General features: G+C 65.4%; 24 protein-coding genes and 1 tRNA gene. 9 read left to right on the forward strand and 16 right to left on the reverse strand.

Going from position 1 to position 26,165, the window contains the following annotated elements:
• Nucleotides 1-5: 5 nt before the first annotated feature.
• Entirely contained in the window at nt 6-1,490 is a 1,485-nt protein-coding gene (locus AC5O77_RS18320) for a DUF4434 domain-containing protein (RefSeq protein ID WP_494507042.1), read from the reverse strand.
• 323 nt (nt 1,491-1,813) lie between these two features.
• On the opposite strand from AC5O77_RS18320, the gene AC5O77_RS18325 reads away from it, so the two are divergent.
• The gene (locus AC5O77_RS18325; RefSeq protein ID WP_032128582.1) at nt 1,814-2,119 is read left to right on the forward strand and encodes a KGG domain-containing protein; all 306 of its coding nucleotides are present in this window, start codon (nt 1,814-1,816) and stop codon (nt 2,117-2,119) included.
• Between the two features lie 10 nt (nt 2,120-2,129).
• On the opposite strand, the gene AC5O77_RS18330 is transcribed toward AC5O77_RS18325, so the two are convergent.
• Entirely contained in the window at nt 2,130-3,602 is a 1,473-nt protein-coding gene (locus AC5O77_RS18330) for an MFS transporter (RefSeq protein WP_494507043.1), read from the reverse strand.
• Nucleotides 3,603-3,728: 126 nt separating this feature from the next.
• On the opposite strand from AC5O77_RS18330, the gene AC5O77_RS18335 reads away from it, so the two are divergent.
• On the forward strand, nt 3,729-4,349 hold the full coding sequence (locus AC5O77_RS18335; RefSeq protein ID WP_478464494.1) for a TetR/AcrR family transcriptional regulator: 621 nt from the start codon (nt 3,729-3,731) through the stop codon (nt 4,347-4,349).
• Nucleotides 4,350-4,364: 15 nt separating this feature from the next.
• Here AC5O77_RS18335 and AC5O77_RS18340 read toward each other — a convergent pair whose 3' ends face one another.
• Together AC5O77_RS18340 and AC5O77_RS18345 are read right to left on the reverse strand one after the other, a co-directional pair.
• Nucleotides 4,365-4,715 carry a VOC family protein gene (locus AC5O77_RS18340; RefSeq protein WP_478464496.1) on the reverse strand — a complete coding sequence of 117 codons (351 nt, stop codon included), beginning with the start codon at nt 4,713-4,715 and terminating at the stop codon, nt 4,365-4,367.
• 124 nt (nt 4,716-4,839) lie between these two features.
• Nucleotides 4,840-5,040: a hypothetical protein gene (locus tag AC5O77_RS18345; protein ID WP_029550896.1), complete on the reverse strand. Its 201-nt coding sequence runs from the start codon at nt 5,038-5,040 to the stop codon at nt 4,840-4,842.
• A 189-nt stretch (nt 5,041-5,229) separates the two neighbouring features.
• Here AC5O77_RS18345 and AC5O77_RS18350 point away from each other — a divergent pair, with 189 nt between their 5' ends.
• Nucleotides 5,230-8,586, forward strand: a complete 3,357-nt coding sequence (locus AC5O77_RS18350) for an autotransporter domain-containing protein (RefSeq protein WP_494507044.1) — start codon at nt 5,230-5,232, stop codon at nt 8,584-8,586.
• A gap of 66 nt (nt 8,587-8,652) precedes the next feature.
• Here AC5O77_RS18350 and cml read toward each other — a convergent pair whose 3' ends face one another.
• Together cml and AC5O77_RS18360 are read right to left on the reverse strand one after the other, a co-directional pair.
• Nucleotides 8,653-9,840, reverse strand: a complete 1,188-nt coding sequence (gene cml, locus AC5O77_RS18355) for a CmlA/FloR family chloramphenicol efflux MFS transporter (RefSeq protein ID WP_049401065.1) — start codon at nt 9,838-9,840, stop codon at nt 8,653-8,655.
• Between the two features lie 197 nt (nt 9,841-10,037).
• Entirely contained in the window at nt 10,038-10,943 is a 906-nt protein-coding gene (locus AC5O77_RS18360) for a LysR family transcriptional regulator (RefSeq protein WP_032128595.1), read from the reverse strand.
• Between the two features lie 107 nt (nt 10,944-11,050).
• Here AC5O77_RS18360 and AC5O77_RS18365 point away from each other — a divergent pair, with 107 nt between their 5' ends.
• Nucleotides 11,051-12,541, forward strand: coding sequence for an MFS transporter (locus AC5O77_RS18365; protein WP_494507045.1), 1,491 nt, complete (start codon nt 11,051-11,053; stop codon nt 12,539-12,541).
• 85 nt (nt 12,542-12,626) lie between these two features.
• Here AC5O77_RS18365 and AC5O77_RS18370 read toward each other — a convergent pair whose 3' ends face one another.
• Nucleotides 12,627-13,079: a PA2169 family four-helix-bundle protein gene (locus AC5O77_RS18370; RefSeq protein WP_494507046.1), complete on the reverse strand. Its 453-nt coding sequence runs from the start codon at nt 13,077-13,079 to the stop codon at nt 12,627-12,629.
• 554 nt (nt 13,080-13,633) lie between these two features.
• Between AC5O77_RS18370 and AC5O77_RS18375 the strand changes: the two genes are divergently transcribed.
• Nucleotides 13,634-16,468 (forward strand): TonB-dependent receptor, encoded by a 2,835-nt coding sequence (locus AC5O77_RS18375; protein WP_494507047.1) that lies wholly within the window; start codon nt 13,634-13,636, stop codon nt 16,466-16,468.
• 258 nt (nt 16,469-16,726) lie between these two features.
• Nucleotides 16,727-17,755 carry a hypothetical protein gene (locus tag AC5O77_RS18380; RefSeq protein ID WP_494507048.1) on the forward strand — a complete coding sequence of 343 codons (1,029 nt, stop codon included), beginning with the start codon at nt 16,727-16,729 and terminating at the stop codon, nt 17,753-17,755.
• Between the two features lie 8 nt (nt 17,756-17,763).
• On the opposite strand, the gene AC5O77_RS18385 is transcribed toward AC5O77_RS18380, so the two are convergent.
• Nucleotides 17,764-18,714, reverse strand: coding sequence for a DMT family transporter (locus AC5O77_RS18385; RefSeq protein WP_494507049.1), 951 nt, complete (start codon nt 18,712-18,714; stop codon nt 17,764-17,766).
• 7 nt (nt 18,715-18,721) lie between these two features.
• Here AC5O77_RS18385 and AC5O77_RS18390 point away from each other — a divergent pair, with 7 nt between their 5' ends.
• Nucleotides 18,722-19,525: an AraC family transcriptional regulator gene (locus AC5O77_RS18390; RefSeq protein ID WP_494507050.1), complete on the forward strand. Its 804-nt coding sequence runs from the start codon at nt 18,722-18,724 to the stop codon at nt 19,523-19,525.
• Between the two features lie 7 nt (nt 19,526-19,532).
• Here the strand turns inward: AC5O77_RS18390 and AC5O77_RS18395 are convergent, their stop codons facing one another.
• Nucleotides 19,533-19,949 (reverse strand): hypothetical protein, encoded by a 417-nt coding sequence (locus AC5O77_RS18395; RefSeq protein WP_049423734.1) that lies wholly within the window; start codon nt 19,947-19,949, stop codon nt 19,533-19,535.
• Between the two features lie 127 nt (nt 19,950-20,076).
• Here AC5O77_RS18395 and AC5O77_RS18400 point away from each other — a divergent pair, with 127 nt between their 5' ends.
• Entirely contained in the window at nt 20,077-20,718 is a 642-nt protein-coding gene (locus AC5O77_RS18400) for a glutathione S-transferase family protein (protein ID WP_494507051.1), read from the forward strand.
• 21 nt (nt 20,719-20,739) lie between these two features.
• Here the strand turns inward: AC5O77_RS18400 and AC5O77_RS18405 are convergent, their stop codons facing one another.
• Entirely contained in the window at nt 20,740-21,147 is a 408-nt protein-coding gene (locus tag AC5O77_RS18405) for a hypothetical protein (RefSeq protein ID WP_494507052.1), read from the reverse strand.
• Nucleotides 21,148-21,196: 49 nt separating this feature from the next.
• Complete coding sequence (locus AC5O77_RS18410; protein WP_012512202.1) at nt 21,197-21,616, reverse strand: H-NS histone family protein; 420 nt, start codon at nt 21,614-21,616, stop codon at nt 21,197-21,199.
• A gap of 118 nt (nt 21,617-21,734) precedes the next feature.
• Here AC5O77_RS18410 and AC5O77_RS18415 point away from each other — a divergent pair, with 118 nt between their 5' ends.
• The gene (locus tag AC5O77_RS18415) at nt 21,735-22,127 is read left to right on the forward strand and encodes a DoxX family protein (protein ID WP_121504312.1); all 393 of its coding nucleotides are present in this window, start codon (nt 21,735-21,737) and stop codon (nt 22,125-22,127) included.
• A gap of 24 nt (nt 22,128-22,151) precedes the next feature.
• On the opposite strand, the gene AC5O77_RS18420 is transcribed toward AC5O77_RS18415, so the two are convergent.
• From AC5O77_RS18420 to AC5O77_RS18440, 5 genes are all read right to left on the reverse strand, one after another.
• Nucleotides 22,152-22,838 carry a hypothetical protein gene (locus AC5O77_RS18420; RefSeq protein WP_494507053.1) on the reverse strand — a complete coding sequence of 229 codons (687 nt, stop codon included), beginning with the start codon at nt 22,836-22,838 and terminating at the stop codon, nt 22,152-22,154.
• Nucleotides 22,839-22,898: 60 nt separating this feature from the next.
• A complete protein-coding gene (locus tag AC5O77_RS18425) occupies nt 22,899-23,546 on the reverse strand; it encodes a hypothetical protein (RefSeq protein ID WP_494507054.1) in 648 nt (215 codons plus the stop codon).
• Between the two features lie 88 nt (nt 23,547-23,634).
• A tRNA-Ile gene (locus AC5O77_RS18430) sits at nt 23,635-23,710 on the reverse strand.
• A gap of 124 nt (nt 23,711-23,834) precedes the next feature.
• On the reverse strand, nt 23,835-25,235 hold the full coding sequence (gene yjjJ / locus AC5O77_RS18435; protein ID WP_065428852.1) for a type II toxin-antitoxin system HipA family toxin YjjJ: 1,401 nt from the start codon (nt 25,233-25,235) through the stop codon (nt 23,835-23,837).
• 233 nt (nt 25,236-25,468) lie between these two features.
• The coding region (locus tag AC5O77_RS18440; protein ID WP_494507055.1) for an IS4 family transposase at nt 25,469-26,165 on the reverse strand (697 nt) is incomplete at its 5' end.

The following is a 26,165-nucleotide window of genomic DNA, read 5'->3' on the forward strand; positions in this document are numbered from 1 at the left end:
GGCGCTTACTGCTCGGCCGCCATCTCGATTTCACTGAGGAACGTCCAGCTGCCATTGGCCAACCGCAGCTCCAGCGTGCGGCACTGCGCGGCCAGCGGCGCGGCGTTGCCCAGCACGTACTCCTCTTCGGTCGAACCGCTCAGTCCGGCCTGGGGGAATGGCGCCGACAGCACACCGATCTTCACCGCAGCGGCGCCCGGCTCGGCACACATCACCTCCACAGCTGTCGGCGTGACGATGCCCCACGCCGGGCGGGTCATCGTATGCAGGCCGATCCAGTCCACGCGCCGACGCTGGCCCAGGTCGATGGTGATGCTGACGTTGCCGTGCACGCCCACCCAGCCGGCATCCATCGGATTGCGCGGATCCCCCACGCGGCGATCGAACAGCTCGTGACCGCTGCTGTCCGGATAGTTCGCATCCGGCGCCACGCTGTAGCTGTAGGTGGTCTGCACCGGATCGACACTGTAGGACGCACCGAGGCCATACAACCCGCGATAGGTGTTCATCAGCCGCGGAGATTCGGCATAGCCCTGGCCGGGGCCGACCACCTCGGACATGTGGTACTGGTTCAGCCAGGCAACGCGCTTGCCGGCCGAACGCGCGCTCCACAACTGCTGGTTGATGCGCTGCACCGACGCGGCGCGATAGGCACCGGACAATCCGTTGCCGGTTTCCAGGAACAAAGGACTGCCATGGTTGAACAGTTCGATGTCGGCCCACAGGCCGCTGGCCCCCAGCGCCGCCGACAGCGCCTCGTAATACGCCTCGGTGGAATGACCCGGGCGATCCCACTGGAACAGGCGTGCATGCGAGGCGGCGCCGATGCCGTCCTGCCAGATCTGCACATCCACGCCGGTGGCCATACGGAACTGTGCAGCAGCCCGGCCCACGCTGGCCGGATCCACGCTGGATGACGCCAGGTAGGGAGCCACCATCACCGGCCGCGAGGGTGTACTGCCTTTGAGCGCCGTCACGATCGCACGGTAGAACGGCGCGCGATCAGCCGGCACCTGTGCTGGCTCGTCGGTGATGTACCAGCCAGCGAACGCCGGATGCGATCCGTACTGTTGGCCCAGCTGGGCCAGCGACTGCGCCGCATCCTGTGCCACGGCCGTTGCGTTCTGCCCCTGCCAGAAGGTGGCGCACTGCCCCGAGCTGTAGGTGGTGCCGACCACGACCTTCATGCCGCGCGCGGCCGCCGCGTCGAGCACGGTGCCGAGCTTGCCGGGAAAGCCGGCAATCCATTCGAAATCCTGCACGCCGCTGGCGCAGCCCACGCCGGCACGGGTGGCACGCACCTGACCGAGGATGATCGTGTCGTTGCCCAGGTCCTGCAGCTCATCCAGGAACAGCGGCAACTGCGCAGCCGGTAGTTGTTCGTCGGTAGCCGAATAGCCGACGTGGACAAAGCTGCCGGACAACAGGGGGCTGGCCGCATGGACGGGGGCGGTACAGGCCAGCACTGCGATCAATCCAATCCTGTTCATGTTCTACGTCCCTGTCGTGGCCAGGCGAGTGGCGTTGTTGCGCATCCTATCAACAGGGCCGGTGGCCCCATCATGATCATCGGTGGATGCGCGTGTGCTTCTACGCAACGCTCCATCCTCACTGTGTTCCTGCGGCCCTGCTGCCGCAGTTGAGCGAGATCGCGGCAGCGAAGGCAGCGCCCGCCTGAATGGCTGCCTGATCAGCCCCGTGCGCAGGGCGCGTGAAAACCAGGGCCAAGATGGCGACCTGGACTTAGCGTGCGATGGCCAAGCATGGATGCCGTCGTCTACGAAGGCGACGCCCATACCGCAGGAGATTTCACATGACTGAGCAGAACCCGCGCAGCTCCAACCGGGGTTTCGCATCAATGGACCAGGAAAAGCAGCGCGCGATCGCTGCCAAGGGCGGGCGCGCCGCACATGCCTCCGGCAACGCACATGAATTCAGTCCGGCCGAGGCACGTGTCGCGGGCCGCAAGGGCGGCGAGGCGATCAGCCGCAACCGCCAGCACATGGCCGAGATCGGTCGTGAAGGTGGACACGCTCGCCACGCCAATGCGCGCCAGCAGCAACAACAGCCTCAGGAGATCGAACGCACGGCAGCGGGTCCGCAACGCCAGCAGGGCTGAATGCAGCGCGTCAGGCCGGTGCGCGCTGCCGATACAGCCCGAGCGCCGCAAGCAGGGCCAGCGCACCGGCCACAGCCATCGCCCATCCGAAACCACTGGCCATCGCACTGCGATACCACGTCAGCATCTGCGGCGTGGCGTGCATCGAGCCCGGTTGCAGGATCAGTTCGCGCGCCTGTGCGGCCAGCTCCCGCTGCCCGGCCGCCTGCGCGGACGCGGCGAACTGCTGCACGGCGCGCTGGCCCATCAGGCTGCCCAGCAGCGCGATGCCCAAGCTCATGCCTGCCTGACGTAACGCGTTCATCGTGGCTGAGGCGATACCCGCGCGCTCGACCGGCGCGCTGGCCATGACCGCCATGCCGGTCGCCGGCACTGCCAGCCCCATTCCAATGCCAAGCAGCACCAGCACAGCACTGGAACAAGCGTGCGAAGTAGCCGGTTCGAACGTGGCCATCGCGCACAGCGCCACCCCAGCCAGGGCGTAGCCCAGCACCAGCGCGGCGTGCAGCCCGAGGTGGGCGACCAGACGCCCGAACAACAGCGAGACGGCACCCATCAACAGGAACTGCGGGGCCAACTGGGAGCCTGCCAGCGCAGCGTTGTGCCCCTGTGCCTGTTGGAAGAACAGCGACAGGAAGAACAGGCTGGCATAGGCAGTGAAGCCCAGCACGAACGAGGCCAGGTTGAACATGCCGAAGCGGCGGTCGGCAAACAGGTCCAGCGGCAGCAATGGGCGTGCCACCCGGCGTTCGACGATGCCGAACAGGATCAACCCGGCAGCTGCCACGCCCAGCGCCAGCAGCGTCACCGGGGCCAGCAGGCCATGCGCGCCGATCGCGATCAGGCCATAGCTCAGCGCACCCAGCGCGACGACGCTGAGCAGCTGCCCGGCAGGGTCCAGCGCAGCGTGCTGCGGATGCCGCCGCTCCGGAATTCCCCAGGCGCCCAGCGCCAGCGCGAGCAGGCCCAGCGGCAGGTTGATCAGGAAGATGCTGGGCCATCCGACGCGCTGTACCAGCACGCCGCCCAGAAGCGGGCCAAGCACCAGGGCCAGCGCACTGAACGCCGACCAGCCACCGATCGCACGTGCACGTTGGCGCGCGTCGGGAAACGCGTGGCTGAGGATCGGCATTGCGGCGGGAATCAACAAAGCGCCCGCGATGCCCTGCACTGCACGCCCGGCTGCCAGGGTCGCAAGATTGCCGGCACAGGCGCACAGCAGCGACCCCAGCGTGAAGGTGGCGACGCTGAGCAGCCACATCCGCCGATGACCGTAACGGTCCCCAAGCGGCCCCGCCGACAGCATCAACGCCGACAGCGCGATTGCATACGCATTGATCACCCACTGCAGGCCGGCCATGTCGGTATTCAACGCCTGCTGCAGGGTCGGCAGGGCGACGTTGACGATGCTGATGTCCAGCGAGGCGAGGAATGTGCCGAGGTAGGCCGCCAGCACCAGGGCCGGCCGCTGGAAACGTCGCATGTACGGCTCCCGGGGGAAGGATGTGTGCGCATCCTAGCCACTGACTGACCGTCGGTCAATGACTGACGGTCAGTCGGTGCCACAGGCCAGCTAGAATGGCTCCCGTCGCACCCGGATCCCTCCCACATGCAGACCCCAGCTGTCGCCAGGCCTCGCACCAAACCTGCGGAAACCCGCCAGGAAGAACTGATGGACGCCGCGCAGGCACTGTTCCTGTCAAAGGGAGTGGACGCCACCACCATCAGCGACATCGTCGCTGCAGCCGACGTTGCCAAGGGCACCTTCTATACCTATTTCGCCTCGCGCACCGAGATTCTGCAGGCGCTGGCGCAGCGCTATACCCGGCGTTTCATGGAAGACGTCGACCGCGCCGTGCAGCATTACCCGGCCAGCGATGGCGTAGCGCGCCTGCGCGCCTGGATCCGCGCCAACATCGAACTTTATGTGCGCACCCATGCACTGCACGACGTGGTGTACGCCAACCATCATCACCACCAGCGTGGCAACGCCGAACGCAATGCGATCCAGCAGCAACTGCTGGGCATCCTCGAAGCAGGCAATGCCGCAGCTCTGTGGCAGCTTCCAGCGCCCAAAGTCACCGCCTCGTTGATCTATGCCGGCGTGCACGGCGCCACCGACGACCTGATCGCCACACCCGCACAGGATGCCGATGCCTTCATCGCCGCCGTGGTGGATGATTGCCTGCGCATGGTCGGCGTGCCACCAACCGGTGCCAAACGTCGCTGACGGGCTTTCTGCTGCTCAGATGTGGGCGAGGATGTTCAACAGCCGCCCGAACGGGTCGCGGACGAAGAAGCGGCGCACGCCCCAGGGTTCATCGGCGGGGCCGTACTCCAGCGCAATGCCGGCCGCGTGCATGCGATCCAGTACCTGTTGCAGATTGTCCACTTCGATCGACAGGTCCGGCACCGCGGTGCCGGATCCCCCTTCAGTGGCAAAGCTGACCTGCGCCAGCGCGCTGCCCTCGCCGCCATGGGTGACGATCCAGCCGTGGTCCATCACCACCGGCATGCCCAGCAGCTCGCCATAGAACGCTGCGGCACGCGCAGGGTCAGGCGTGGCGATGTTGGCGACGACACGTTTGACGGCCATGTGCGGCGGCTCCGATGCGATTCCCCATCCTCGCCGCTGCGTGCATGGCCTGCAAGCGGGCGGCGCTGAAACAGAAGAGCCCCGTCAGTGACGGGGCTCGCCATCAGTCCTGCGTTGCCACTGCTTACACGGCGCCGCAGCGATCCATGACGCAACGATCGTATTCGTACTGGCATTCCATCGCGTCACCGCCGCCGGACAGACAGGCCTGGTAAGCCTTCCAACAGGGAAGATCGCATGGCGGAATCGGCCCAGCCACAGCAACCGAACCGCTGCAGGCCAAGGCGAACACCGCACCCACGATCATTTTCCTGAAAGTACGCATCGACATCACTCCTTGATAAGCCTGGTGAGCCCAGGCCGGGCCACGGTAGCGAGGCCTCCGGGAGATGGAGTGAACGCCCGTGTCACGGAACATTAACCTGTTCATTAAATTTCCTTTCACACCACTGGGGGGGATCGGCGCGCTGCGGGGTTAACGGCCTTGTTGTCCGTCAATCAAGGAAGTTGTCCGATGAATCACCCGCTGCACGGCCGTTCGTCCCACTCCCGTTCTCCCCTGCACAGCCGCCTCGCGCTGGCGGTCACCAGCACATTGCTGCTTGCCAGCACGTTGCCCGCCATGGCCAACGACTCATTCGAGGTCTGGCAACAACAGCGCCAGTTGCAGGCGGCCTGGGCGCAACCAGGCGTCGGCGCGTCCGCAGCACCGACGGCCACCACGCCAGCGGCGGCCAACACGTCCGTTCTCGGCAACCCCGGCGATGCAGCCAGTTGGCGCAGCGATGAATTCAACGCTGACTGGGGGCTGGGTGCGATGGGGGCCGATTACGCCTATGCACGTGGACTGACCGGCCAGGGCGTACGTCTTGCCCTGTTCGATTCGGGCTCGGCACTGGCCCATCAGGAATTTGCGGGGCGCAATACGTCCAGCATCACCATCGGCGCGGACTGCGCCACGCCAGGCGTGGTGGCCGGTACCGGTGCCTGCGAACAAACCCGTGGCGAGCAGCCAGGCTACAACTACTACGGCCTTGGCCCCGGCGTTCCCGCCGCACTGGCCGCACGCCTGATCGCGGCAGGCCAGCCCTATGGCTTCAGCTACGCCGACCACGGCACCCACGTGCTGGGTACCATCGGTGCCAACCGCGATGGCAAAGGCATGCATGGCGTAGCATTCGGTTCGAACCTGACCGCAGCCCGTGTGTTTGGTGATACCTACTATGAGTGGCGCCTGGATCCGGACAACTTCTATCGTCCGCGCGCGCTATATCGCACCGATCCCGATGACACCGCTACCTTGGATATGTATGCGCAGATCCAGGCGCAGGGCGTGCGCGCCATCAACCACAGCTGGGGTATCTCTACCCGCAACATGACTGCTGCCGCGCTGGATGCACAATATGCAGCGATCGGTGACGGCTACGGCGTGTATGGCAGCATCTACGCCAACGATGGCGATGCCCCCTCCTCCACCCTCATCCAGGTGTGGTCGGCTGGTAACGGCAGTGGCGCCGTCGCCGGAATCACGGCCGCCATGCCGCGCTGGAAGCCGGAACTTGAACCGTACTGGCTGGCCGTGGCCAACGTCCGCCGGCCCAACGCTGCTGCGGGCGAAACCGACTACGTGATCGATGGCAGTTCCAGCATCTGCGGCGTTGCCGCCAACTGGTGCATCTCGGCACCGGGCACCGACATCCTGAGCACCATTGTGTCCGGTGATATCCAGGGTCGCGTCGAGAACACTTCCGCCTATGTCCGCCTGATCATCGACAGCGAGAGCACCCAGTACGTCTATGGCACCAAGACGGGCACGTCGATGGCGGCGCCACACATCACCGGCGCGCTCGGCCTGCTGATGGAGCGCTTCCCCTATCTGGACAACGCCCAGGTCCGCGACGTGTTGCTGACCACCGCACGCGACCTGGGTGCAGCAGGCATCGATCCGATCTACGGCTGGGGCATGGTCGACCTGCGCAAGGCCATCGAAGGCTACGGCTCGCTGCGCGTGGACACCAACGTGGTGATGACCCAGAAGGCCGGTGGCCTGAAGGTGTGGGAAGGCGATGCCTGGGATGACTGGACCAACGACATCGGCGGCCCCGGCAAGCTGACCAAGTCCGGCATCGGCTGGCTGCGCCTGAGTGGTGGCAACACCTTCAACGGCGCAGTGCTGCAGGACGGCACGCTGGAATTGAACGGCACCAACACACTCACGTCAGCGGTCGAAGTCCAGGGTGGCCAGTTCCTGCTCAACGGCTCGCTGGTCTCCACCGCCCTGAACACCACTGGAGGCGTGAGCACGGTCAGCAGCAGCGGCCTGCTGAAGGACAGCAACCTGACGGTCAACGGTGGCGTGGTGTCCTTCAACGGCACGCAGACCGGCGGCACCACCACGGTCGGTGCCAACGGCCTGCTGAAGGGCATCGGCACGCTGGGCAACACCCGTGTGGACGGCATCATCGCGCCCGGCAATTCGATCGGCACGCTGACCATCAACGGCAACTACGTGCAGGGCGCAACCGGCGTCTATGCCGCCGAACTTGCCCCGGGCGGCCGCAGTGACCAGTTGCACGTAACCGGCACCGCCACTCTCGGCGGCACCCTGGTCGCACTGCCGGAGCCGGGTACCTACTACCTCGGCGAGCAGTTCAATTTCATCCGCGCCGACGGCGGTGTCAGCGGCCAGTTCGCGAAAACCGACTTCAGCGCGTTCTCGCCGTTCCTGCAGTTCAGTCTGGCCTACGGCGCCAATGGCACCCGCATCGACGTGACCCGGGGTGCCTCGCTCGCCAGCGCCGCCACCACGCCGAACCAGCGTGCGGCCGCGGCGGTGGCCGATGGACTGGCGATCAACCAGGGCCTGCCCAAGCCGCTGACCCAACTGTTCCCGCAACAGGTGGGTGGCGTGCTCGATGGCCTCAGCGGCGAGCTGCATCCGGCCACGGCGCTGGCCTTGGTCGAGGGCAGCCGCTATGTGCGCGATGCCGCACTGTCACGTCGTGCCGGTGCCACCGCACCCGGTGCCGATGCGGGTGATGCCACCGGCGCCTGGGTGCAGGCACTGGGCGGCAACAGCAAGCTGGATGGCAACAGCAACACCGCGCGCACCGACGCCAACAGCAACGGCCTGCTGGTCGGCATCGACCGCGAGTTCGGTGGCTGGCAGATCGGCGTGCTGGCCGGTACAGGCCGCACCGACGTGAAGCAGCAGGAGCGTCGTGCCAAGTCGAAGATCGACAACACGCACTTCGGCGCCTATGCCAGCCACACCTGGGGCGGCTTCGGCCTGCGTGGTGGCGTGGCCTGGAGCAAGCACAAGGTGAAGAGCACGCGTGATGTCGACTTCGCTGGCTTCAGCGACAGCCTGAGCGCGCGCTACAACGCGCATACCCGCCAGGCCTTCATCGAAGCCGGCTACCGTTTCGGTGGCCCGGAAGCCGGGCTGGAGCCGTACCTGCAGGTCGCCCGCGTGGAAGTGGACCTGAAGCAGATCAACGAGCGTGGCGGCGCGGCGGCCCTGCACGGCAAGGTGGACGACACCGGCACCACGGTCGCCACTGCGGGCGTGCGCTTCGACAAGGGCCTGAAGGCATCGTTCCAGCAGGACAGCTGGTTGCACCTGCGTGGCGGTGTCGGCTACCGCCGTGCCTCGGGTGATCGCAGCCAGGTGGCCAACCTGGCCTTCGCCAACAGCAGCACCACCTTCGCGGTCGAGGGTGCTCCGATTGCCGACAACGCCGTAGTGGCCGAGCTGGGCCTGGCGGCGTGGCTGACCCCGCGGCAGCAGCTGGAGCTGGGCTACAGCGGCCAGTTCGGCAGTGAAAGCCGCGACCATGGCGCCACCGCACGCTGGTCTGTGCGCTTCTAAACACGTGCTCTCTTGACGGGTTGGGGCGGCCTTGCGGCCGCCCCCTTTTTTGCCCGCCACCCAGCGTTATGCGCGATGCCGCAGCGCGGCGGCACCTGCCAGGCTGGCAAGTGGCAACAGCAACCCATAGGCCACCAGCGGCCACACGGTATCGCCGGGCAGCACGAGGGTAACCAGCGTGCCGATGCCTGCCACGATCAGGCTCTGCACGGCGTAGTACAGGGCCACCGCCGTACCTGACGCATCGGCGAAATCACGCAGCGCGCCGCTTGCAGCCACCGAAACCACCATCACCAGCCCCACCGCGATGCCCCACATGGGCAGCACCACTCCGACGAACGAGGGAGGCCACGCTGCGGCCAACGCCATCAGCAGTACGCCGGCCACCATCACCCACAGGCCACGCAGGAAGGTACCGCGCACGTTCCAGCGGGCAATGCACACGTTCGCCATCCGCGCCGTGACGATCATCACCAGCGCCACCGTGGCGAAGGCCAGGCTGAACGACAGCGGCGAGTACTGCATGCGCCCGACCAGCAGCCGGGGCGCGACCGAGAAGAACACGAAGAACGTGCCCATGCCCGCACTGAAGCCCAGCGTGTAGACCCAGAACGCGCCGCTGCCAAGGATGCGTCGTAGCGCGGGTCGCGACGCGTCCCGGCACTGCGGGCGGGTTTCCTGCCAATGCCGTACCGCGCGCATGCCGGCGATCATGCCCAGTACCCCGAGCAGAACGAAGATCGCGCGCCAGCCGAAGGCGCCTGCCAGCAGCGCGCCGAGGATCGGTCCCAGCGCCGGCACGAAGGCCAGCATCGAGGCAAACAGCCCGTACAGCGACGCGCCTTCGGCTGTATCAGCATACACATCACGCACCGTGGCAAAGGTCGCCACCAGTGCCGCCGACGCCCCCACCGCCTGTACGGTTCGCCAGGCCAGGAATGCCGCGCCACTGCTGGACATGGCGAGCGCGAACGACGAAAGCGCGAACAGCAACGCCCCCAGCAACAGGACCGGCCGCCGCCCGATGCGGTCGGACAACGGGCCGAACAGCAATTGGCCGAGGCCAAGCACCAGCAGGTAGATGCTCAAGGTGAGCTGCACCAGCGTCGGTGATGTCTGCAATGCCTGCGGCATCACCGGCACCACAGGAAGATAGATGTCCATGGCCAGCGAGGCCAGGAGGTCGAACGGCGCCATCAGCACAATGGCCGATGGCAGCGGGTGGGCCCAACGCGGGGCCTGTCGATTGAACATGGGGAGTCTCCGCCCAGAGTGAATCCGGCGGTGACCATCCAATTCGCGTGCATCGCAGGGATGATCACCGCAACAACGTCTGCATCGTTGTTGCGGCTCAGCGAACTGTCTGCGGACCGTTCCCGTTGTTCATAGTGTCCATCGAATGCGAATGCAGGTGGCACCAGTGTAGCAATCGTCCACCTGCCGCGCGGCGCTCAGGCCAGGGGCAACATGTCGATGCGCCTGCACGGTGTCTCCTTCACCTGCTCGATCAGCCGCCGCACCACTGGCGAAGTCTCTGCCCGCCGGTACTGCACAGCGATGGTCGAGACGATGGTGGGGCCCGCCAGTGGCAGATAGATCATTCCGGGCAGCACCAGCGTGCGTTGCAGTACCGATGGCACGATCGCCACCGAACCAACGCCGACCGACACCTCGGCCAACACCGCCGCCAGATGCCCGGGCTGGGAACGGATACGTGGAATGAACCCGCCGCGGCGCCCAACTTCCATTGCGCCCACCGGCTGCTCCGGCATGACGAAACCCTCCCGGGCCAATGACGCCGGCTGCACCGGCGACCGGGCCTGCGCCAGCGGATGGGTTTCCGGCAGCGCCACGCAGAACTGGTCTTCGACCAGGGTGTGTTCGCCGAAACTGTCGGGCACATCCATCGGAGGCCGGCAGAACACCACATCCACCCGTCCTTCCTGCAGGAGCTGCGGGAGCTCGCCCATCGGCCATTCGCTCACCTGCAGTTCCACGCCCGGGTAGCGGCTGCGGAACCGGCTGAGCTGATCCTGCAATGCTCCGGCATACAGCGCCGAGCCGACGTAGCCGATCTCGATCTTGCCGATCTCACCCCGCCCCGCGCGCCGGCCCAGGGTTTCGGCCTGTTCGAACCGGCGCAGCACATCACGGGCTTCCGCCAGGAACACCTCGCCTGCCGAAGTCAGCAGCACCTCGCGCCGGCCGCGGTCGAACAGGCGCGTGCCGAGCCGACGCTCGATGTCCTGGATCTGCACGCTCAGCGTGGGAGTGGCAATTCCCAAGCGCAGGGCCGCACGACCGAAGTGCAGCTCCTCGGCCAGGGTGACGAAGTACTCCAGGTGACGGCGTTCCATGGGCGGCATTTCGTTAGGTTCAAGCTAACGTAACCAGAAAACACCGAGAATGAAACAAACACCGATCATTGATGGAATGGCCGTCCTCCCCTTCCTGCGAGTGACCGGTGCCGCCCTCTCCTCCCCCTTCGCCTGCACAGCACACGCTGCCTGACGCGGTCCTGCTGGTGGCCTCGCTGGGCTGCACGATGACCGTGCTGGAGACCAATGCCGTCGCGGTCGCATTGCCCAGCATCGCGCGTGACCTGCACGCTGGATTCGCGGATATCGAGTGGGTGATCAGTGCCTACATCCTGTCCTTTACCTCATTGCTGCTGCCCGCCGGCGCTGTCGCCGACCGCTACGGCCGCCGCCGGGTGCTGCTGATCGGCATCAGCCTGTTCGCCCTCACCTCTCTGCTCTGTGCACTGGCGCCCGGTGCTGCCCTGCTCTACCTGGCGCGGGCTCTGCAGGGCATGGGTGCGGCCTTTCTGCTGGCACCCTCGCTGTCGATCATCGGCCACACGTACCACGAGGGGGCCGCCAAGGACACTGCATGGGCGTTCTGGGGCACAGCCATGGGCGTGATGATGGTGCTCTCACCGCTGATCGGCGGCGTGCTGTCCGCACTCTGGGGCTGGCGCGCGGTGTTCGTCGCGATCCTGCCGTTCCTGGGCCTGCTCGGCTACGGCACGCTGCGCTGGATACCCGAGTCGTCAGACAGCGTGGTCCGCCCGCTCGATCCGCCCGGCATCATCACGTTCAGCGCTGCCATCTTCGGCATCGTGTTCTTCCTGGTGGAAGGACTGGCAGAAGGATGGACATCGGCCCCGGCGCTGATTGGGCTGGGCCTGGCCATCATCATGGCTGTTGCCTTCGTCATCGTTGAACGGGCACGGTCACATCCCATGGTCGATCTCGGGCTGCTGGCCAGTCCGCGTTTCGTCGGCGCACTCATTGCCATGGTCGGCTATTCGGTCAGCGCACAGGTGATGGCATCGATGCTGCCGCAGTACCTGCAGAACGGCATCGGCCTGAGCGTACTGGCTGCCGGTGCTGGCATGCTTCCGTTCGCTGCGGCGATGCTGCTGTTTCCCAGCGTGGGCCGGCGGCTCGGTCGCCATCTGGCCAGTCCGGCGGTGCTGGCGATCGGGCTGTCGGTCACCGCCGCGGGCAATGCCGTGGCCGGACTGGCCGCGTGGCAGCACCTGCCTTGGCTGGCACTCGTCGCAATGGTGGTGATCGGTGCCGGCGGCGGCATCCTCAATGGCGAGACATCCAAAGCCATCATCGGCGCGGCACCGCGCGAGCGCGCCGGCATGGCCTCCGGCATCAGCGCGACCACGCGCTTTGTCGGCATCCTGCTCGGATTCACCGTACTGTCCAGTGCCTTGAGCCTGGGCATCCGCAGCGCACTGTCCGCGGCGGTTCCCGCGCGCAACGTACTGCCCATGGCCGATGCGATCGCTACCGGCACCTTCGCCGATGCGCGCACCGCCGCCTTCGCACAGGCGATCTACAGCCATGGATTTGCCAGTGCACTGTGGACGTCGGCCATCGCCGCGCTGCTGGCCAGCCTTGCGGTGTTGCTGCTGGGCCGTAGCACCACGCGGCGATGATGTTGGAGCGCTGGTTGCAAAGATGGCCGGGGCAGCCACGCTGCCCCGACCGTGGCGGCCCCGGGGAGAAGGCCGCCGATGATCGTCAGGCCGCCTTCATGGCGTGCTTGCGCGCACGCATCACGTTATGGCACTCCTGCACTTCAGGCAGAAGCTGGGTGACTTCCTGGCGCACGGCCGGCGGCAGTTCGTTGTCCTTCAGCACGTCCTTGAACGCGCCAAGCAGCCGGTCTTCGGACTCTTCCAGCTCGGCCACGTAACCATAGTTGGTGTCGCCGAATGCAGCGCGGACCTTGCCATAGAACTGCTGCATCGAACCGACCATGGTGCCGTGCTCGGCCGGCTTGCCACCGCTGGCAGCAACGGAGCCACTCAGTGCGGCGACGATGCGGCCCTTGACGCCGGCAATACGAGTGAACAGGGCCGACAGTTCGGCATCCTTCACCTTGGTCGCAGCTTCCTCGTAGAACGACTTTCCGTCCCGGGCGATCTCGATCAGGTCGTTGAGGCGGTGTTCGATGGTGGACTGGGTGCTCATGGAATCGCTCCTGTGTGCTCGATGGTCTATGGAGAATGACAGCGCGAGTGCGTTGCCTTCGGGACCACTGTGGATGTTTGAATGTGCCGATTGGGTGAGTACGAATTGATGCATGCATCACCACCCTCAACGCGCCCTGACTCCTTCATCCCGTCGCATTTCCGCGTTCACGGTACCTGAGCAGAACGCCGACGATTCACCATGGCGCGATGACGATGATCAGCGTCACCAACAGTGCGATGGCAAGCACCAGCAACAGCACATGCCACTGCTTCCACGTGGGTCTTGGTTTGCCGGGGGTATTCATCGGATGTCTCCTGGAGTCTGTCATCAGCCCGCAGCCAGACTGAAGCAGAGCACCCTTGGTGCGCGTCGCGGTTTCGTGCATGGCCTGTGCATGAACGCTGTATCCGGCGCGCGACGATAACGCGTCCATAACGTAATCGAGTTGTAAACGGAGTGTTAGGTTCCTTCCGATTCCGCACAGCGGGATTTCAGATCGGTTTCCACGCAGCGATGCGGAAACCCATTCAACTGGATTTGGAGAGAGCCAAATGCACTACAAGTACACCCTGCTTTCCCTGGCAGTGGGCACGGCCTTGGCCGCTGCCTGGTCACCGACCGCGCATGCGCAGGATGACAGCGATAAAACACCGAAGAACCTCGATCGCATCCAGGTTACCGGTTCGGCCATCCGCAGCGTGGATATCGAAACGCAGCAGCCGATCATCGCCATCACCCGCGCGATGATCGAGCAGCAGGGCTTCACCACCATCGCCGACCTGCTGCAGAACCTGACCTCCACCGGCGCGCCGACCATTTCGCGTGCGCGCGCGTTGGCGTCCGGCGAGAACGTTGGCGGCTACTACGTCAACATCCGCAATCTGGGTGCCACGCGCACCCTGGTTCTGGTCAACGGCAAGCGGCTCGGCGCCACCACCAGCGGCCTGCAGGATCTCAGCCAGATTCCGATGAGCGCGGTGGAACGCATCGACGTGCTGAAGGACGGCGCCTCCTCGCTGTACGGCTCGGATGCAATCGCTGGCGTGGTCAACATCATCACCCGCAAGAACTACGAAGGCCTGGAAGTGTCCATGCAGCACGGGCAGTTCAGCCAGGGCGATGGCAAGGACAGCACATTCTCGTTGGTCACCGGCGCCCGTGGGGAGCGTGGCGGGTACACGCTCGCACTGGAATACCAGAAGTCAGACCCGGTGTTTGCCCGCGACCGGGAGTTCTCCCGGTACGGCGGCGCCGGCCCCAACTACCCGGGCGCGGACTGGAGCAACATCAGCCAGAACGGTTCGTGGTGCGACCCGGCGCTCTACAAGTGCAATACCGGTGACGCCGTATTCAAGACCCTCAATCGTGGCGGCGATCCGAAGAACCCGAACGACTACCACCCGATCACGCCGACCGAGTTCGCCAACGGCAACGACCAGATGCACTTGCAGACCGGCATCGAGCGCCGCTCGCTGTTCCTGAGCACGGACTATGCGCTGACCGACCAGATCAAGTTCACTGCCGACATCGGCTACAACGAGCGCACCACCGACCAGCAGATCGCGGGCTACCCGTACCAGTCGACCAAGTTCGGCACGCCCCTGGACGCGGCCAGCGTATTCAACCCGCTCGACCACGGCATCGCGTTCAATCGACGCCTGTGGGAAGTGCCGCGCACGACCGAAAGCAAGCTGAAGTCGCTGCGGGTTGCACCCAGTCTGTCCGGCTACTTCGAGCTGGGGACCAAGACGTACGACTGGGAAGTCGGCGCGTTGTTCAACCGCAATGAAGTTACAAAAACAGGCCGTGGCGACATGAGCCTGATCGCTTCCCGGCAGGCATTGGGGCCCTCCTACCTCGATGCCAACGGTGTGGCCCGGTGTGGCACGGCGGCATCGCCGGTCTCGGGTTGCCTGGCCTGGAATCCTTTGCTGCCGTTCGGGGTCGCGGGGGCTGGCTCTCTCTCCGATCCCGAACTGCAGCGCTTCTTGTTCCCGACGTTCAACGATACCGGCATCACCAAGACCCGCAGTTACTTCGCCAACATCTCCGGCCCGGTGATCGAACTGCCTGCCGGTGACCTGTCCGTCGCCCTGGGGTATCAGTACCGCAAGGAAGAAGGCCGCTTCGTGCCCGATGCCTTCGCCCAGTCGCGCCAGAGCACTGCACTGGGCGCATCCACCACCGCCGGCGACTACAGCCTCAACGAGTTCTTCGCCGAAGTGAACGTGCCGATCCTGCGCGACCTGCCGTTCGCCAAGGAACTGACCGTGAACCTGGCTACGCGCTACTCCGACTACAGCAACTTCGGCAGCACCACCAACTCCAAGGCGAGCTTCGCCTGGCGTCCGATCGAAGAGCTCATGATCCGTGGCACCTTCGCCGAAGGCTTCCGCGCACCGAGCATCTCCGATCTGTATGGCGGCCTGGGCACCAGCTTCGAAACCTATGTCGACCCGTGCGGCATCGGCGCCACCAACAGCGTCAACGGCAATGCCGCCTGCAACGCCGCCGGCGTCCCGCTGGGCTACCAGCAGCTGAACCAGAGCCTGAAGCCCTGCGCCAGCTATCCGTGCGCCACGCCTGACGAGTTCACCACCGGCTCCGATCCGAAGCTGCGCCCGGAAGAGTCCAAGAGCAAGACCGTGGGCGTGGTCTGGAGCCCGCGCTGGGTGGACGGGCTGGACATCAACCTCGACTGGTACAGCTACAAGATCACCAACATGATCATCCAGGACAGCGTCGACCGCATCCTGCGTGACTGCTACGTGCTCGGCAACGCTTCGCGTTGTGGCAGCGTCAAGCGCGCTGGCGATGGCCACATCACCAGCATGTTCTACGGTCTGGCCAATCTGGGCTCGATGGAAACCGAAGGCTGGGACCTGGGTATCCGCTACCGCCTGCCCGAGTTCTCGTTCGGCCGCTTCACCATCGACCTGCAGAACAGCTATGTCTCCAAGTACGACGAGGAGAACCAGAACTCGGCCGGCGATACGATCATGATGGGCCGGATCGGCCAGCCGGGCATTTCCCGCCTGCGCTCGAACCTGGGTGTGAACTGGCAGCTCGGCAACTTCAGCACGCAGTACACCGTGCGCTACTACTCCGGCATGGTTGAAAATTGCGTACCGAACCGTCCGTGCACCCTGCCCGACCGCTACGCCTACGGTGAACCGGATGCCCTGCGCAAGGTCGGCTCCAATGCCTTCCACGACATCCAGGTCAGCTACAAGCTGCCGTGGGACGGCACCGTGGCGCTGGGTTCGAACAACGTGTTCAACCACCAGGGCCCGATCATGTTCTCCAAGCCGTCCAGCTCCTTCCCCTATTACGGCGGCTTCGATATCGGCCGCACCGTGTACGTGAAGTACTCGCAGCGCTTCTGACGGGCAGGTCCGTGCTCGTGGCCGGCGGAAGGGGAGTCCGCCGGCCACGATGCACACCGCCTCCACCCAATCTCCATCGTTTTTCGACGGAATCTCCAAGGTTCCCGGCAACACTTGATGTCATGACGGCTAAGGAGCAGGACCGCATGGATCGCCACGCGCCCCGACACTGCACACCCGTCTCCAGGTTCACCACTGAATGTGACGGTGTGGCCGGGTTCCGATCTTCCGGACATGCCGCCGCAAGGGAAGTACGAGATGACGACGGCAGTTCGCACCGGCCTGACCGACCTGGTCGCTGACGCGCAGCGGTACCTGCGCAGGATTCTTCCCGGGCTCGCCTCGGCAGTGCATCCACTTGCTTCATTGCATGCCATTCCCCACGCGATGGCATCGCGCTACCACCTCGCCGGGCTGATGCTGTACGGGGAAACCCCCGCCATGCTCGCCGTGGCCCGCGAGCCGGGCGAGTCCAGCACCCGCGTGATCGAGGATGTGCGCTGCCTGCGCTCTGCAGCGAATGCACTGGTGCTGTACGTCTCGCCCTATCTCACGCCGACCCAGCGCCGCTTCCTGGTCGAGAACCACATCGACTTCGTGGTCCCGCACACCCAGTTGTTCGCGCCGAGCCTGGCCATTGAGTTCCGCGACGACCCCGATCATGAGAAGAAAGCCATCTCGCTGCTGCCTTCGGCGCAGGCCGTACTGATCCACGTGCTGCTGAGCGGCCAGTCGCGCTGGTGGTCGCCGCGCGAGATCAGTGCCGTCGCCGGCTACACCTCGATGACGGCGTCGCGCCTGTCTGCCGAACTGGTCGGTCGCGGCCTGGTTGAACGCTCCACCGGGGGCCGCGAGCGCTTCCTGAAGCTGGCCGGCAACCGCGACGAGGTCTGGGCCAGGGCACAGCCGTTCCTGCGTTCCCCCATCCTGAAGGAAGTGGATGTCTGCTGGGGCCCGACCGCCGAGGCACTCCGCGATGCGGGGCATCCGGCGCCGATGGCAGGCCTCGATGCGCTTGCTGAAACGTCACCGCCCCCGATCGGTGGCACCCGCGCACTGCACATCGATGCGTGGCGGTTGCTGGGCGCACTTCCCATGCCCGGCCCGGACTGCCTTCAGAGCGCACGGCTGCAGATCTGGGCCTATCCGCCGGCATTCACCAGTATTGGCGATGTGGTGGACCCGCTTTCGCTGTATCTCAGCCTGCAGGGCAAACGCGGCCATGATGCAGACGCGCTGCAACAGCGGGTGGAACAGGCGCTGAGCGGAGACACGTATCCCGCATGACCGAAGCCCTATGCGGGCTGCTCGCTCGGCACTGCGGCGGTGCGCCCGGCGCTGTACTCGGCGAACACCACGCCGGACACCGCCAGCAGGCCACCGCCCAGTACCCAGCCACTGAGCGATTCTCCCAGCAGCAGTACTGCCAGCGCGGCGGTCACGATCGGCACCAGGTTGAAGAAGCCAGAGACGCGCGCAGCGCCCAGGCGTGACAGTCCGGTCATCCAGGTCAGCGGCGCCAGGATCGAAGCGCACACGGCGGCGAAGCCGATGCAGCCGACCGCCGTGAGGTTATTCACCCCGGTGCCGACCAGCAGTTGTACCGGCAACAGGATCAGCGATGCAGCGGTGGCCTGCAGGAACAGCGACTCCAGCACCGACAGCGGAATCTTCCAGCGCTGCATCAGCACGTTGTAGGCGGCGAAGGCCAATGCGCCGATCAGCATGATCGCGTCTCCTCGGTTCAGGCCCTGCGCCGCCAGCCGTGCCAGGTCGCCCTGCGAGACCACCGCCACCACACCGGCAGTGGAGATCACCGCGCCAAGAATGGAAGTGCCTCGCACCGGATGGCCCATGAACACGCGCGACAGCGCCAGCGCGATCAACGGAATCAGCGCCTGGATCACCCCCATGTTGGTGGCCGAGGTGAAGTGCGCCGCATAGTAGGCCAGGCACTGGTACATCACCCCACCCAGGCAGCCCAGCACCAGGAAGCGCCCGAGATTGGCGCGCACGGTCGGCAGGTTTTCGCGCAGACGTGGCAGCGCCAACGGCAGCAGGACCACCGCCGCGACCAGCCAGCGGAAGAAGCCGATGTCGATGGGGCCGACCGAGTCCGAGGCGAGCTTGGTGACGATGGTGTTCGCGCCCCACAGCAGGCAGGCGAGGATCGGGAAAAGATAGTTCACGCGTATAGGTGTACGTAGGGGAAAGGCCAGCGTACGCTTGGCGCATATCGAGGACATCCCGAAAATGCGCCACTCCACCCCCGGCTTGCGGCAACCGATGGAGCCGATCCCCACCTTCCGCCAGCTGCCCGGTCCGATCTACTTCCGGCAGGGTGCGATGGAGCCCACGGACTGGGGCACGCACAGCCATCCGTGGGGCCAGTTCAACTTCGTCGCGCAGGGTGTGATGGAGATGAAGATCGACGGCGAGTGGATGGTGTCCCCGCCGCACTACGCGATCTGGATTCCACCGGGAATGGCCCACTATTCGCGCAACCGCTCGCAGCTGGCCTACCGCTCCGCCTATCTGTCGCCGGCCTTGTCACGCCGCTTGCCTGATCGCTGCCGTGCACTGGAAGTCAGCCCGCTGCTGCGCGAGCTGCTGCACGAACTGGCACGGCAGGGCGTGACCGATCCGCAGACCCCGGCCCAGCGGCGCATGGCCGCCGTGGTGATCGACCAGATCGTCAATGCGGCCGTACTGCCCAGCTTCCTGCCGATCGCCAGCAGCGATGCGCTGAAGCAGGTGATGGCGTACATGGAGAAACACCTGTCGATGGCCGAATCGGTTGCCGAAATCGCGCAGCGCCACCACATGAGCGTGCGCAAGCTCGAACGCCTGGCACGCAGCGAGCTGGGCATGTCGCTCGGCGACTGGCGTGGACGGGTGAAGTTCGTGCGCGCCACCGAGGCGCTGTGCACCCGCCGGCCGATCAGCCGGATCGCCGAGGAGCTGGGCTATTCCGGCGTCAGCGCCTTCGCTGAGATGTTCAAGCGACACGCACAGTGCACACCGGATCAGTACCGGAAGCTGCATCGGGCGGGGTGAGGGCGGCCTAGAGAGCGATCAGCAGGTCCGCAAGCAGCCTTGGCAGGAACAAGGCGGCCAGAACGCAGGCGAACAGGATGAGAATGACCTTTGCCGTCAATGGGCGACGGCGGGGATTGCTGAAATAGAGGTGCAGATCGCGCAGTTCATCTTCCAGTCCCCTCCGCACGCCTGCGTTCTGTGTACCGGGTTCGAGCAGCTGTCGCTCAAGCGCCTTCAGGCGCTTCATCAGCTCACGCGGCGGTGTAGCCCGCAGGATCAGCTGATTGAGCTCCTGAAGCCGGCGCGCCTGCGGCATCAGCGCTGCCACGAGATCATCCGGCGGAAGCTGTGAGACCCATCGCTGGGCGTCCGCATCCATCTCAGCCTGCAGCACATCGCGTTGCTGCTGCAGTTCGGCCAGGGAAGTGCGGCGCTGCCACATGAGGAGGCACAGGTGTGGTGGGTGGCGGGCAGTGTATCGCCCGCCGTCCCGGGAAGGGTGTCGATTTCTCGCCCCGTGGTTCGTCGGAACAGGAAAGGCAGGCCCTTCGACCTGCAGGAGTGCCACGATGTGCCCGATCCTCACCGCCTTCGCCACTTCCCCGGACCGCGGCCAGGGCCTGGCCCGTGACATGCGCGTGCGCTGGGCGCTGGAGGAGCTGGGCGTGCCCTACAACGTGCAGCTGCTCAGCATCGCGGAGCTGAAGCAGCCCGCGCACCTGGCCCGCAACCCCTTCGGGCAGATCCCCACCTGGCAGGACGGCAGCCAGGTCCTGTTCGAATCCGGCGCGATCGTGCTGCACCTGGCCGAGCAGCATGCCGGCCTGCTTCCTGCTGATCCAGATGCACGCATGCGCGCGATCATGTGGGTGTTCGCTGCATTGAATACGGTGGAGCCGCCCATCGTCGAGCGCTCGATGGCCTGGGTGCTGGAGCGCGAGCAGCCCTGGTATGCGCAGCGTCTGCCGATGCTCGATGAGCGCGTGCGTATGCGGCTGTCACAGCTGTCCGCCTGGTTGGGATCGGCGTTGTGGCTGGAGGGCGAATTCAGCGCCGGCGACCTGATGATGGTTTCGGTGCTGCTGCGCCTGAAGAGCAGTGGCCTCCTCGATGAGTACCCGCAGGTGGTGGCCTATGTGCGCCGTGCAACGCAGCGCCCCGCCTACCAGCGTGCGTTTGCTGCGCAGCTGGCGGTGTTCCAGAACGCCTGACGCTACGCCCGTGAGCAGGCCTCAGTGCAGACTGCGCCGACATGCGGCCTGCACCAGCATCAGCTGCGCCACCAGGATCAGCATCGCGCAACCTGACAGCAGCCACGGGTCGATGTACCACTGCGCGTTGAAGCTGAAATCTCCGGCGGAAATACGCTTCCAGCCGTTGAAGTGCTGCATCGCCGCGACCACGAACGCGAAGCCGCCTGCGGTGTACGACAACCAGGGCACGATGAGGCCGCCCGGTCGTGCGAACAGCATCAGCACGCCCAGCACGCCGATGACCGTGCGCTGCACGCGGCAGTACGGGCAGACATAGGCCATCCCGCTCCATTCCACCGCCCAGGCCAGCACGCTGACCAGCACCGCCGCGCCTGCCGCGATGTAGAGGACTCTGGGTGAGATCGTCATGCTGCCATCGTGTGCCATCCCGTGTTCCTTCGTTCAAAGACCCCGGCAGGGTAGCAGCGCGGCAGGTTCAATCCTTCTTGAAAACCGTGCGCTTGCCGATCGGGCTGCTCTTGCGCGCCGTCGGCCGGGCCAGGCCAGGAATCAGGAAGTCGGTCACCTTGTGGCCCTTCTGCACCTTGGACGCCAGCCAGCGCGGCATGCGCCCGCGGCCGGACCAGGTCAGGCGCTTGTACTCCGGGTCACGGTACTTGGCAGCCACTTTCCCGGTTCTGCGCCGTGCCGGTTTCCGGCGCGGTGCGGCCTCTTCGTTCGCCTCTCCGCCGAACAGCTCTTCGAGGGTATACCCCGCTTCTGCTGCTGCGGCCTTCAACATCCGCCGTACCGCACTGGCCGGACGGCGGCTGGAAATCAGCTGTTTCCGCTGTTCAGCGGCAACCACCAAGGCGCCCAGCTCCCGAAGGCTGAGCGATTCAATATCAATCGTCATGGGAGAAAGGTCTCCTGCGGACGGCCAGCTGTCAAGGCGCCTTGCCCTTGGCGTAGACACGGGCTTCACTGCCGGTGGGCTCCGATCGCCTTCGCCGGCCATCTCCGAGGACACCGACGTGAGCCACTCATCCCATTCGCTCGCTTACCTGCTTGCACGCATCCTGCTGATGGCGCTGTTCCTCATCTCCGGCCTGGGCAAGCTCGGTGATCTCAGCGGCACCCAGGGCTACATGGAAGCGATGGGCGTGCCCGGCATCCTGCTCTGGCCGACCATCGCCTTCGAGATCGGCAGCGGACTGTGCATCCTGCTTGGCTTCCAGACCCGGCTGGTGTCGATCGTGCTGGTGGGCTTCAGCCTGGTCACCGCTTTCATCTTCCATCACAACTTCGCCGACCAGACCCAACAGATCATGTTCCTGAAGAACCTGGGGCTGGCCGGTGGCTTCCTGCTGCTGGCCTGCACCGGGGCCGGGCGGTACAGCATTGATGGCAGGGGGCGGCGCGGGTAAGCGCCGATCGGCGCCCCCCACGCGCTAGCGCCGAAGCTCAGCCTCCGGCGCCAATGTGTGGATCACCTTGCCCTGCGCATCGAGGAACTCGATCGCGCCGTAGCCTTCCGCAGTGACAGTCAGGCGCAGTCGGGTGCGGTCTGCCTTGTCGTTCAAGGCAATGGCCGGCGTGCCGTCAGGCCCGACCACCAGACCGATGCGGGTCGGTGCTTGCACCCCAGGAATCAGCTTGTTGCCCAATGCAGGCTCACGGATCAGTTTCGGCGCCTGGTTGATCGAAAAACTCACCGCACCATCGGGTGATACCCGCCAGCCGATCGCATCCATCGCCGGATGGTCCAGCGCAAGCACCGCCATGCCGCCGTCGACATCGGCGGTGCCCAAGCCACCGCGTTCGCTGCCCTGGTTGTCGTACAGCACCATGCCGGCCACGTTGAAGGCGCGCTTGTACTGCAGGCCATCGATGATCGGTGCCGGTGTCTTTCCGGACAGCGTCATGCGGATCACCCCCGTGTCATCGACGATATCGATGCGCCGTGCGGTGATGCGCTCGTGGTCCGGTGTTGCTACGCGCGTCTGCGGTGCCTTGTCGACGATCAGGCGTTGCAGGGTGTCAACCGACGGGCGCCTGGGTGAGTCGGACGGCTCGGCAGCGGCAGGCAGTGCCGCAAGGGTAGTCAGGGCGACGAACATACGGGCACTGCGCTTCATGCGGGCTCCTTGTCGTACGGATCGGCGGAAGCCGCATCATGCCACCCTTGCAGCGCCCTCTCATGAGGGAGGCGGAATTTCCGGCAGCTGGAGCCCCTGTGCCAGGGCGAATGCACGTGACGCGCGCCAGTACGCCTCAGGCGGCCTCTGCAGTTCGGGCCGGCTCCAGTAGTCATTGATGCGCAGCACGCTCATCACGTCGACCCATGCAGCGCGCGCATCGTGGACGCACATGCGCCAGCGATGATGCGGCGGAAAGTACGCGTAGTACTCAAGCGCCTGCCGCTGTGCCTGCTCTTCGTCAATCCCTGCCTGATGGATCAACGTCCACGCATGCATATGACGCGCGTGCGCAAGCGCACCGAGATACTCATCCTCATCCAGCAAGGGAATCGGCTCGCCGCGCGCCAGGCACAGCGCGTCCGATTCGGTGTCGTACTCCAGCGACGGCTGCAACAGTTCCGGGTTCTGGTGCCAGTACCCTTCGCCCAGCACATGCAGCATCGCCCAATGCCAGGGCTCGTCGTGGAAGAGCAGTTCGTGCTCGTATTCGTGGCCGGCGGTCTGGTCGGGATAGCGTTCGCGTGCCTGTTCGATTGCCAGCGCTTCGGGAATCTGGCCGTAGCGCACCAGGCACCAGGCGAACAGATGCCGGCTGTCTTCGATTTCAGTGGTGAAGTCTTCCACCGGGGCGCGGGTGTCGGGCATGTTCGATCCTTGCGTGTGGATCAGATGTTGCCCTAAATGAAGAACGCGCGGAGAAGAGGAGACCGGCAGCCGATCATGCGAACTGGCTTGGTGGGCCCACCAGGATTCGAACCTGGAACCAAGGGATTATGAGTCCCCTGCTCTAACCGTTGAGCTATAGGCCCTGCGCAGCGTCACAGTGTAGTGGAGCCTGCGCTCAACCGGCTACCCGCCGACGCCAAGACACACTGAAAAACCCTCAGCCATCGCTGCGTAACGCCACGCGCCCAGGCTTGCGCAACAGCTGGCTCACCCAAACCGCGCGCCCATCTCCCGCACCCGCTCGGCGTTCGCCCCCGCCAACGACCGCATTGCCGGCGACTGGATCCGCCCGTCAACAGCCACGCACTGCCAGAATGCTTCAGCCACCGGTGCCGCCCAGCGCAGATGCTGCAGATCACCACTGCCCAGCGGCGCGACCGGCGACAGCGGCTCGTCCGCGCGCAACACGCCCAGCTTTGACGGCGCCAGCGACATCGGCAGCATGTCGTAGACCGGCGCCAGCGGCAGCGGGCCGCGATCAATGAAGTGGAAGGCGATGTTGCCGTGGTGCATGTCGCTGTTGCCGATCAGCCGCCCGAACGCATGGCGTCGGCCCATCGCCTGCACGGTGTCGGCCGTCAGCCAGCCTTGATCACGCAGTTCGGCGCCTGCAACCGGCCACGCTGGGGTGACCTCGCCGGTGAACGCAGACGATAGCGACAGCAGCGAGACCAGGCCTCGCCGCCCCAGCAGATCGGGCGTGCGGTCGAAGCGCTCGATTTCCAGGAAGGTGTGCGTGGGCGACTGCAGCAGTTCGCTGGACGCCGCGGCTTGTCCGGACTCGCGCAGGGCCTCAAGCGCCAGATGTTCGCAGACCAGCAGATCGCTCCAGCGCTGGGCGGCGGCGCCTTCATCGGGCTGCGCGAACTTGACCAGGACCGAGCGGCGCCTGCCGTAGGCCTCTACGGTGGCGGTGAACTTGGGTTGCTCGCCACCCGGCGAGGAGCCCACGTCCTCTCCGTCCAGCGCAGCACGCGCACGCTCGCGATACTGTGCAAGACGATCGTCGGCCGCAACCCGATCGATCGGCACCTGCAACGTCTCCATCGCCGCCTCCACGGCGGCGGTACCGAGCAGCAGATCGCCCGCTTCAGTCCCGCCAGCGGTTACCAGGGCCATCAACACATCGTCCGGTTGCCAGCTCTTGAGGTCCTTCGGCAGGCCGAGCGCCTGCGCACGGCCGTGGGCGAAGCTGCGACCAAGAAATCCCTGCGGTCGCAGGTCATCCAGGTACCACGGCAAGTCAGGAAAGAAGGCGGCAACGTCACCTTCGGGCGCGCGTCGCAGGTTCGGACAGTCAGGCCCGGCATCGACGTGGAAGCCGCCTCCTACCAGCGCAATTACCCGCCCCAGCTCCTCCAGCGTCGCATCTTCGCGCAGCCGGTACAGCGGCCATTCGCTGCCGGCCCGGGTGGGCCGCCGCAGTGCATAGGCGGTTGCCCGGGTGCTGCCCATGCGCACCACCTGCGGGCCACTGGCGGCCACCAGCCGGCTGAGCGCCATCCGGTCCACCCCCAGACGCTCGGCCAGCGCCGCGGCAGGTAACGGCTGGCCGGGGGCCAGCTGAGCGATCAGATCCAGTACCTGTGGGCGTTGAGCGCGTGGCATGTGCATTACGTAATACGAAATTTGTTACGTAATTAGCATCAAAAAAGCGGGACTGCAAGCGCGGCTGTGCACCTATGAGCTTGAAAATAATGGACATATTCACGAAGAGCCAGCTTCGACGCGGGCCTTCCGTTACATTACTTGTTACGTAATCATAAGCCTCAGTCGAGCAAAGGCTCGGCTTTACAGGGATATGGTGGGCAAAGAAAAACCCCGCCGAAGCGTAATGCTGTTCACTTAAGCGGTGCAGCCTTGCGATCGACGGGATAACGGGTTTTGGAGATCTTCACCGTCCTCGGAGTTGTTGGCCGGGGACGGTGCTCCAGGAAGAGGCTGGCGACGCCGGATCGCAGCTGGGATAAACGCCTTCCGGTAGCCGAAGCGGGTTGTGCCGCCGCCATCACGATCAGCTGCGCGGCGATGTAGTGGCAGGCAGGTTTGAAACGTATCTCCGAGGGTGCGCGGCCGTAGGCAACCGCCGCTTGGCTCGCCTCGCGGCGGATGATGTTGTACGCCAAAAGCAGGCCCCAGACTTCCTGATACACCAGCTCGACGGTCTTGCTGCGCAGGGTGATGGCATTGCGCTGCATTGAGCTTTTAAGGTCCCTGAAACCGAGCTCGATTTCCCAGCGCTCCTGATAGAGCTCGGCTACGGCCTTTGTGCTGTACGTTTCTGCCGGTAGCGAGGTCAGCACCGTTTTCAGCTTGCCCTGATGCTCATAGCTCACTTCGCGCACCCGCCAGTGCGTGGGCAGCGCAGGATTTTTCTTCCGCGCCTGCGCAGAGACGCGCATTTCCAGCAACCGATCATGCGCGTTGTAGCGCTCCACTTCTTCGGCCACCAGATTGCTCCGCGAGGGCGTAAGCCAGTGCCGCTCAGTACCGTTTCCGGCCAGGCTCAACAGCAGATCCGCGCCCCAGAAACCCTTG

This window comes from Stenotrophomonas sp. INTA L402-1 (genome assembly GCF_059295135.1).

What these genes read in the sequence shown, in the direction of transcription:
- AC5O77_RS18380 (WP_494507048.1), top strand. Translation starts at nt 16,727, where the DNA reads ATGACGACGGCAGTTCGCACCGGCCTGACCGACCTGGTCGCTGACGCG.
- AC5O77_RS18410 (WP_012512202.1), bottom strand. Translation starts at nt 21,616, where the DNA reads ATGACGATTGATATTGAATCGCTCAGCCTTCGGGAGCTGGGCGCCTTG.
- AC5O77_RS18370 (WP_494507046.1), bottom strand. Translation starts at nt 13,079, where the DNA reads ATGAGCACCCAGTCCACCATCGAACACCGCCTCAACGACCTGATCGAG.
- AC5O77_RS18385 (WP_494507049.1), bottom strand. Translation starts at nt 18,714, where the DNA reads ATGTCCTCGATATGCGCCAAGCGTACGCTGGCCTTTCCCCTACGTACA.
- AC5O77_RS18360 (WP_032128595.1), bottom strand. Translation starts at nt 10,943, where the DNA reads ATGGAACGCCGTCACCTGGAGTACTTCGTCACCCTGGCCGAGGAGCTG.
- AC5O77_RS18405 (WP_494507052.1), bottom strand. Translation starts at nt 21,147, where the DNA reads ATGGCACACGATGGCAGCATGACGATCTCACCCAGAGTCCTCTACATC.
- AC5O77_RS18395 (WP_049423734.1), bottom strand. Translation starts at nt 19,949, where the DNA reads ATGTGGCAGCGCCGCACTTCCCTGGCCGAACTGCAGCAGCAACGCGAT.
- AC5O77_RS18425 (WP_494507054.1), bottom strand. Translation starts at nt 23,546, where the DNA reads ATGCCCGACACCCGCGCCCCGGTGGAAGACTTCACCACTGAAATCGAA.
- AC5O77_RS18350 (WP_494507044.1), top strand. Translation starts at nt 5,230, where the DNA reads ATGAATCACCCGCTGCACGGCCGTTCGTCCCACTCCCGTTCTCCCCTG.
- AC5O77_RS18390 (WP_494507050.1), top strand. Translation starts at nt 18,722, where the DNA reads ATGCGCCACTCCACCCCCGGCTTGCGGCAACCGATGGAGCCGATCCCC.
- AC5O77_RS18325 (WP_032128582.1), top strand. Translation starts at nt 1,814, where the DNA reads ATGACTGAGCAGAACCCGCGCAGCTCCAACCGGGGTTTCGCATCAATG.
- AC5O77_RS18345 (WP_029550896.1), bottom strand. Translation starts at nt 5,040, where the DNA reads ATGCGTACTTTCAGGAAAATGATCGTGGGTGCGGTGTTCGCCTTGGCC.
- AC5O77_RS18335 (WP_478464494.1), top strand. Translation starts at nt 3,729, where the DNA reads ATGCAGACCCCAGCTGTCGCCAGGCCTCGCACCAAACCTGCGGAAACC.
- cml (WP_049401065.1), bottom strand. Translation starts at nt 9,840, where the DNA reads ATGTTCAATCGACAGGCCCCGCGTTGGGCCCACCCGCTGCCATCGGCC.
- AC5O77_RS18420 (WP_494507053.1), bottom strand. Translation starts at nt 22,838, where the DNA reads ATGAAGCGCAGTGCCCGTATGTTCGTCGCCCTGACTACCCTTGCGGCA.
- AC5O77_RS18330 (WP_494507043.1), bottom strand. Translation starts at nt 3,602, where the DNA reads ATGCGACGTTTCCAGCGGCCGGCCCTGGTGCTGGCGGCCTACCTCGGC.
- AC5O77_RS18320 (WP_494507042.1), bottom strand. Translation starts at nt 1,490, where the DNA reads ATGAACAGGATTGGATTGATCGCAGTGCTGGCCTGTACCGCCCCCGTC.
- AC5O77_RS18340 (WP_478464496.1), bottom strand. Translation starts at nt 4,715, where the DNA reads ATGGCCGTCAAACGTGTCGTCGCCAACATCGCCACGCCTGACCCTGCG.
- AC5O77_RS18375 (WP_494507047.1), top strand. Translation starts at nt 13,634, where the DNA reads ATGCACTACAAGTACACCCTGCTTTCCCTGGCAGTGGGCACGGCCTTG.
- yjjJ (WP_065428852.1), bottom strand. Translation starts at nt 25,235, where the DNA reads ATGCCACGCGCTCAACGCCCACAGGTACTGGATCTGATCGCTCAGCTG.
- AC5O77_RS18400 (WP_494507051.1), top strand. Translation starts at nt 20,077, where the DNA reads ATGTGCCCGATCCTCACCGCCTTCGCCACTTCCCCGGACCGCGGCCAG.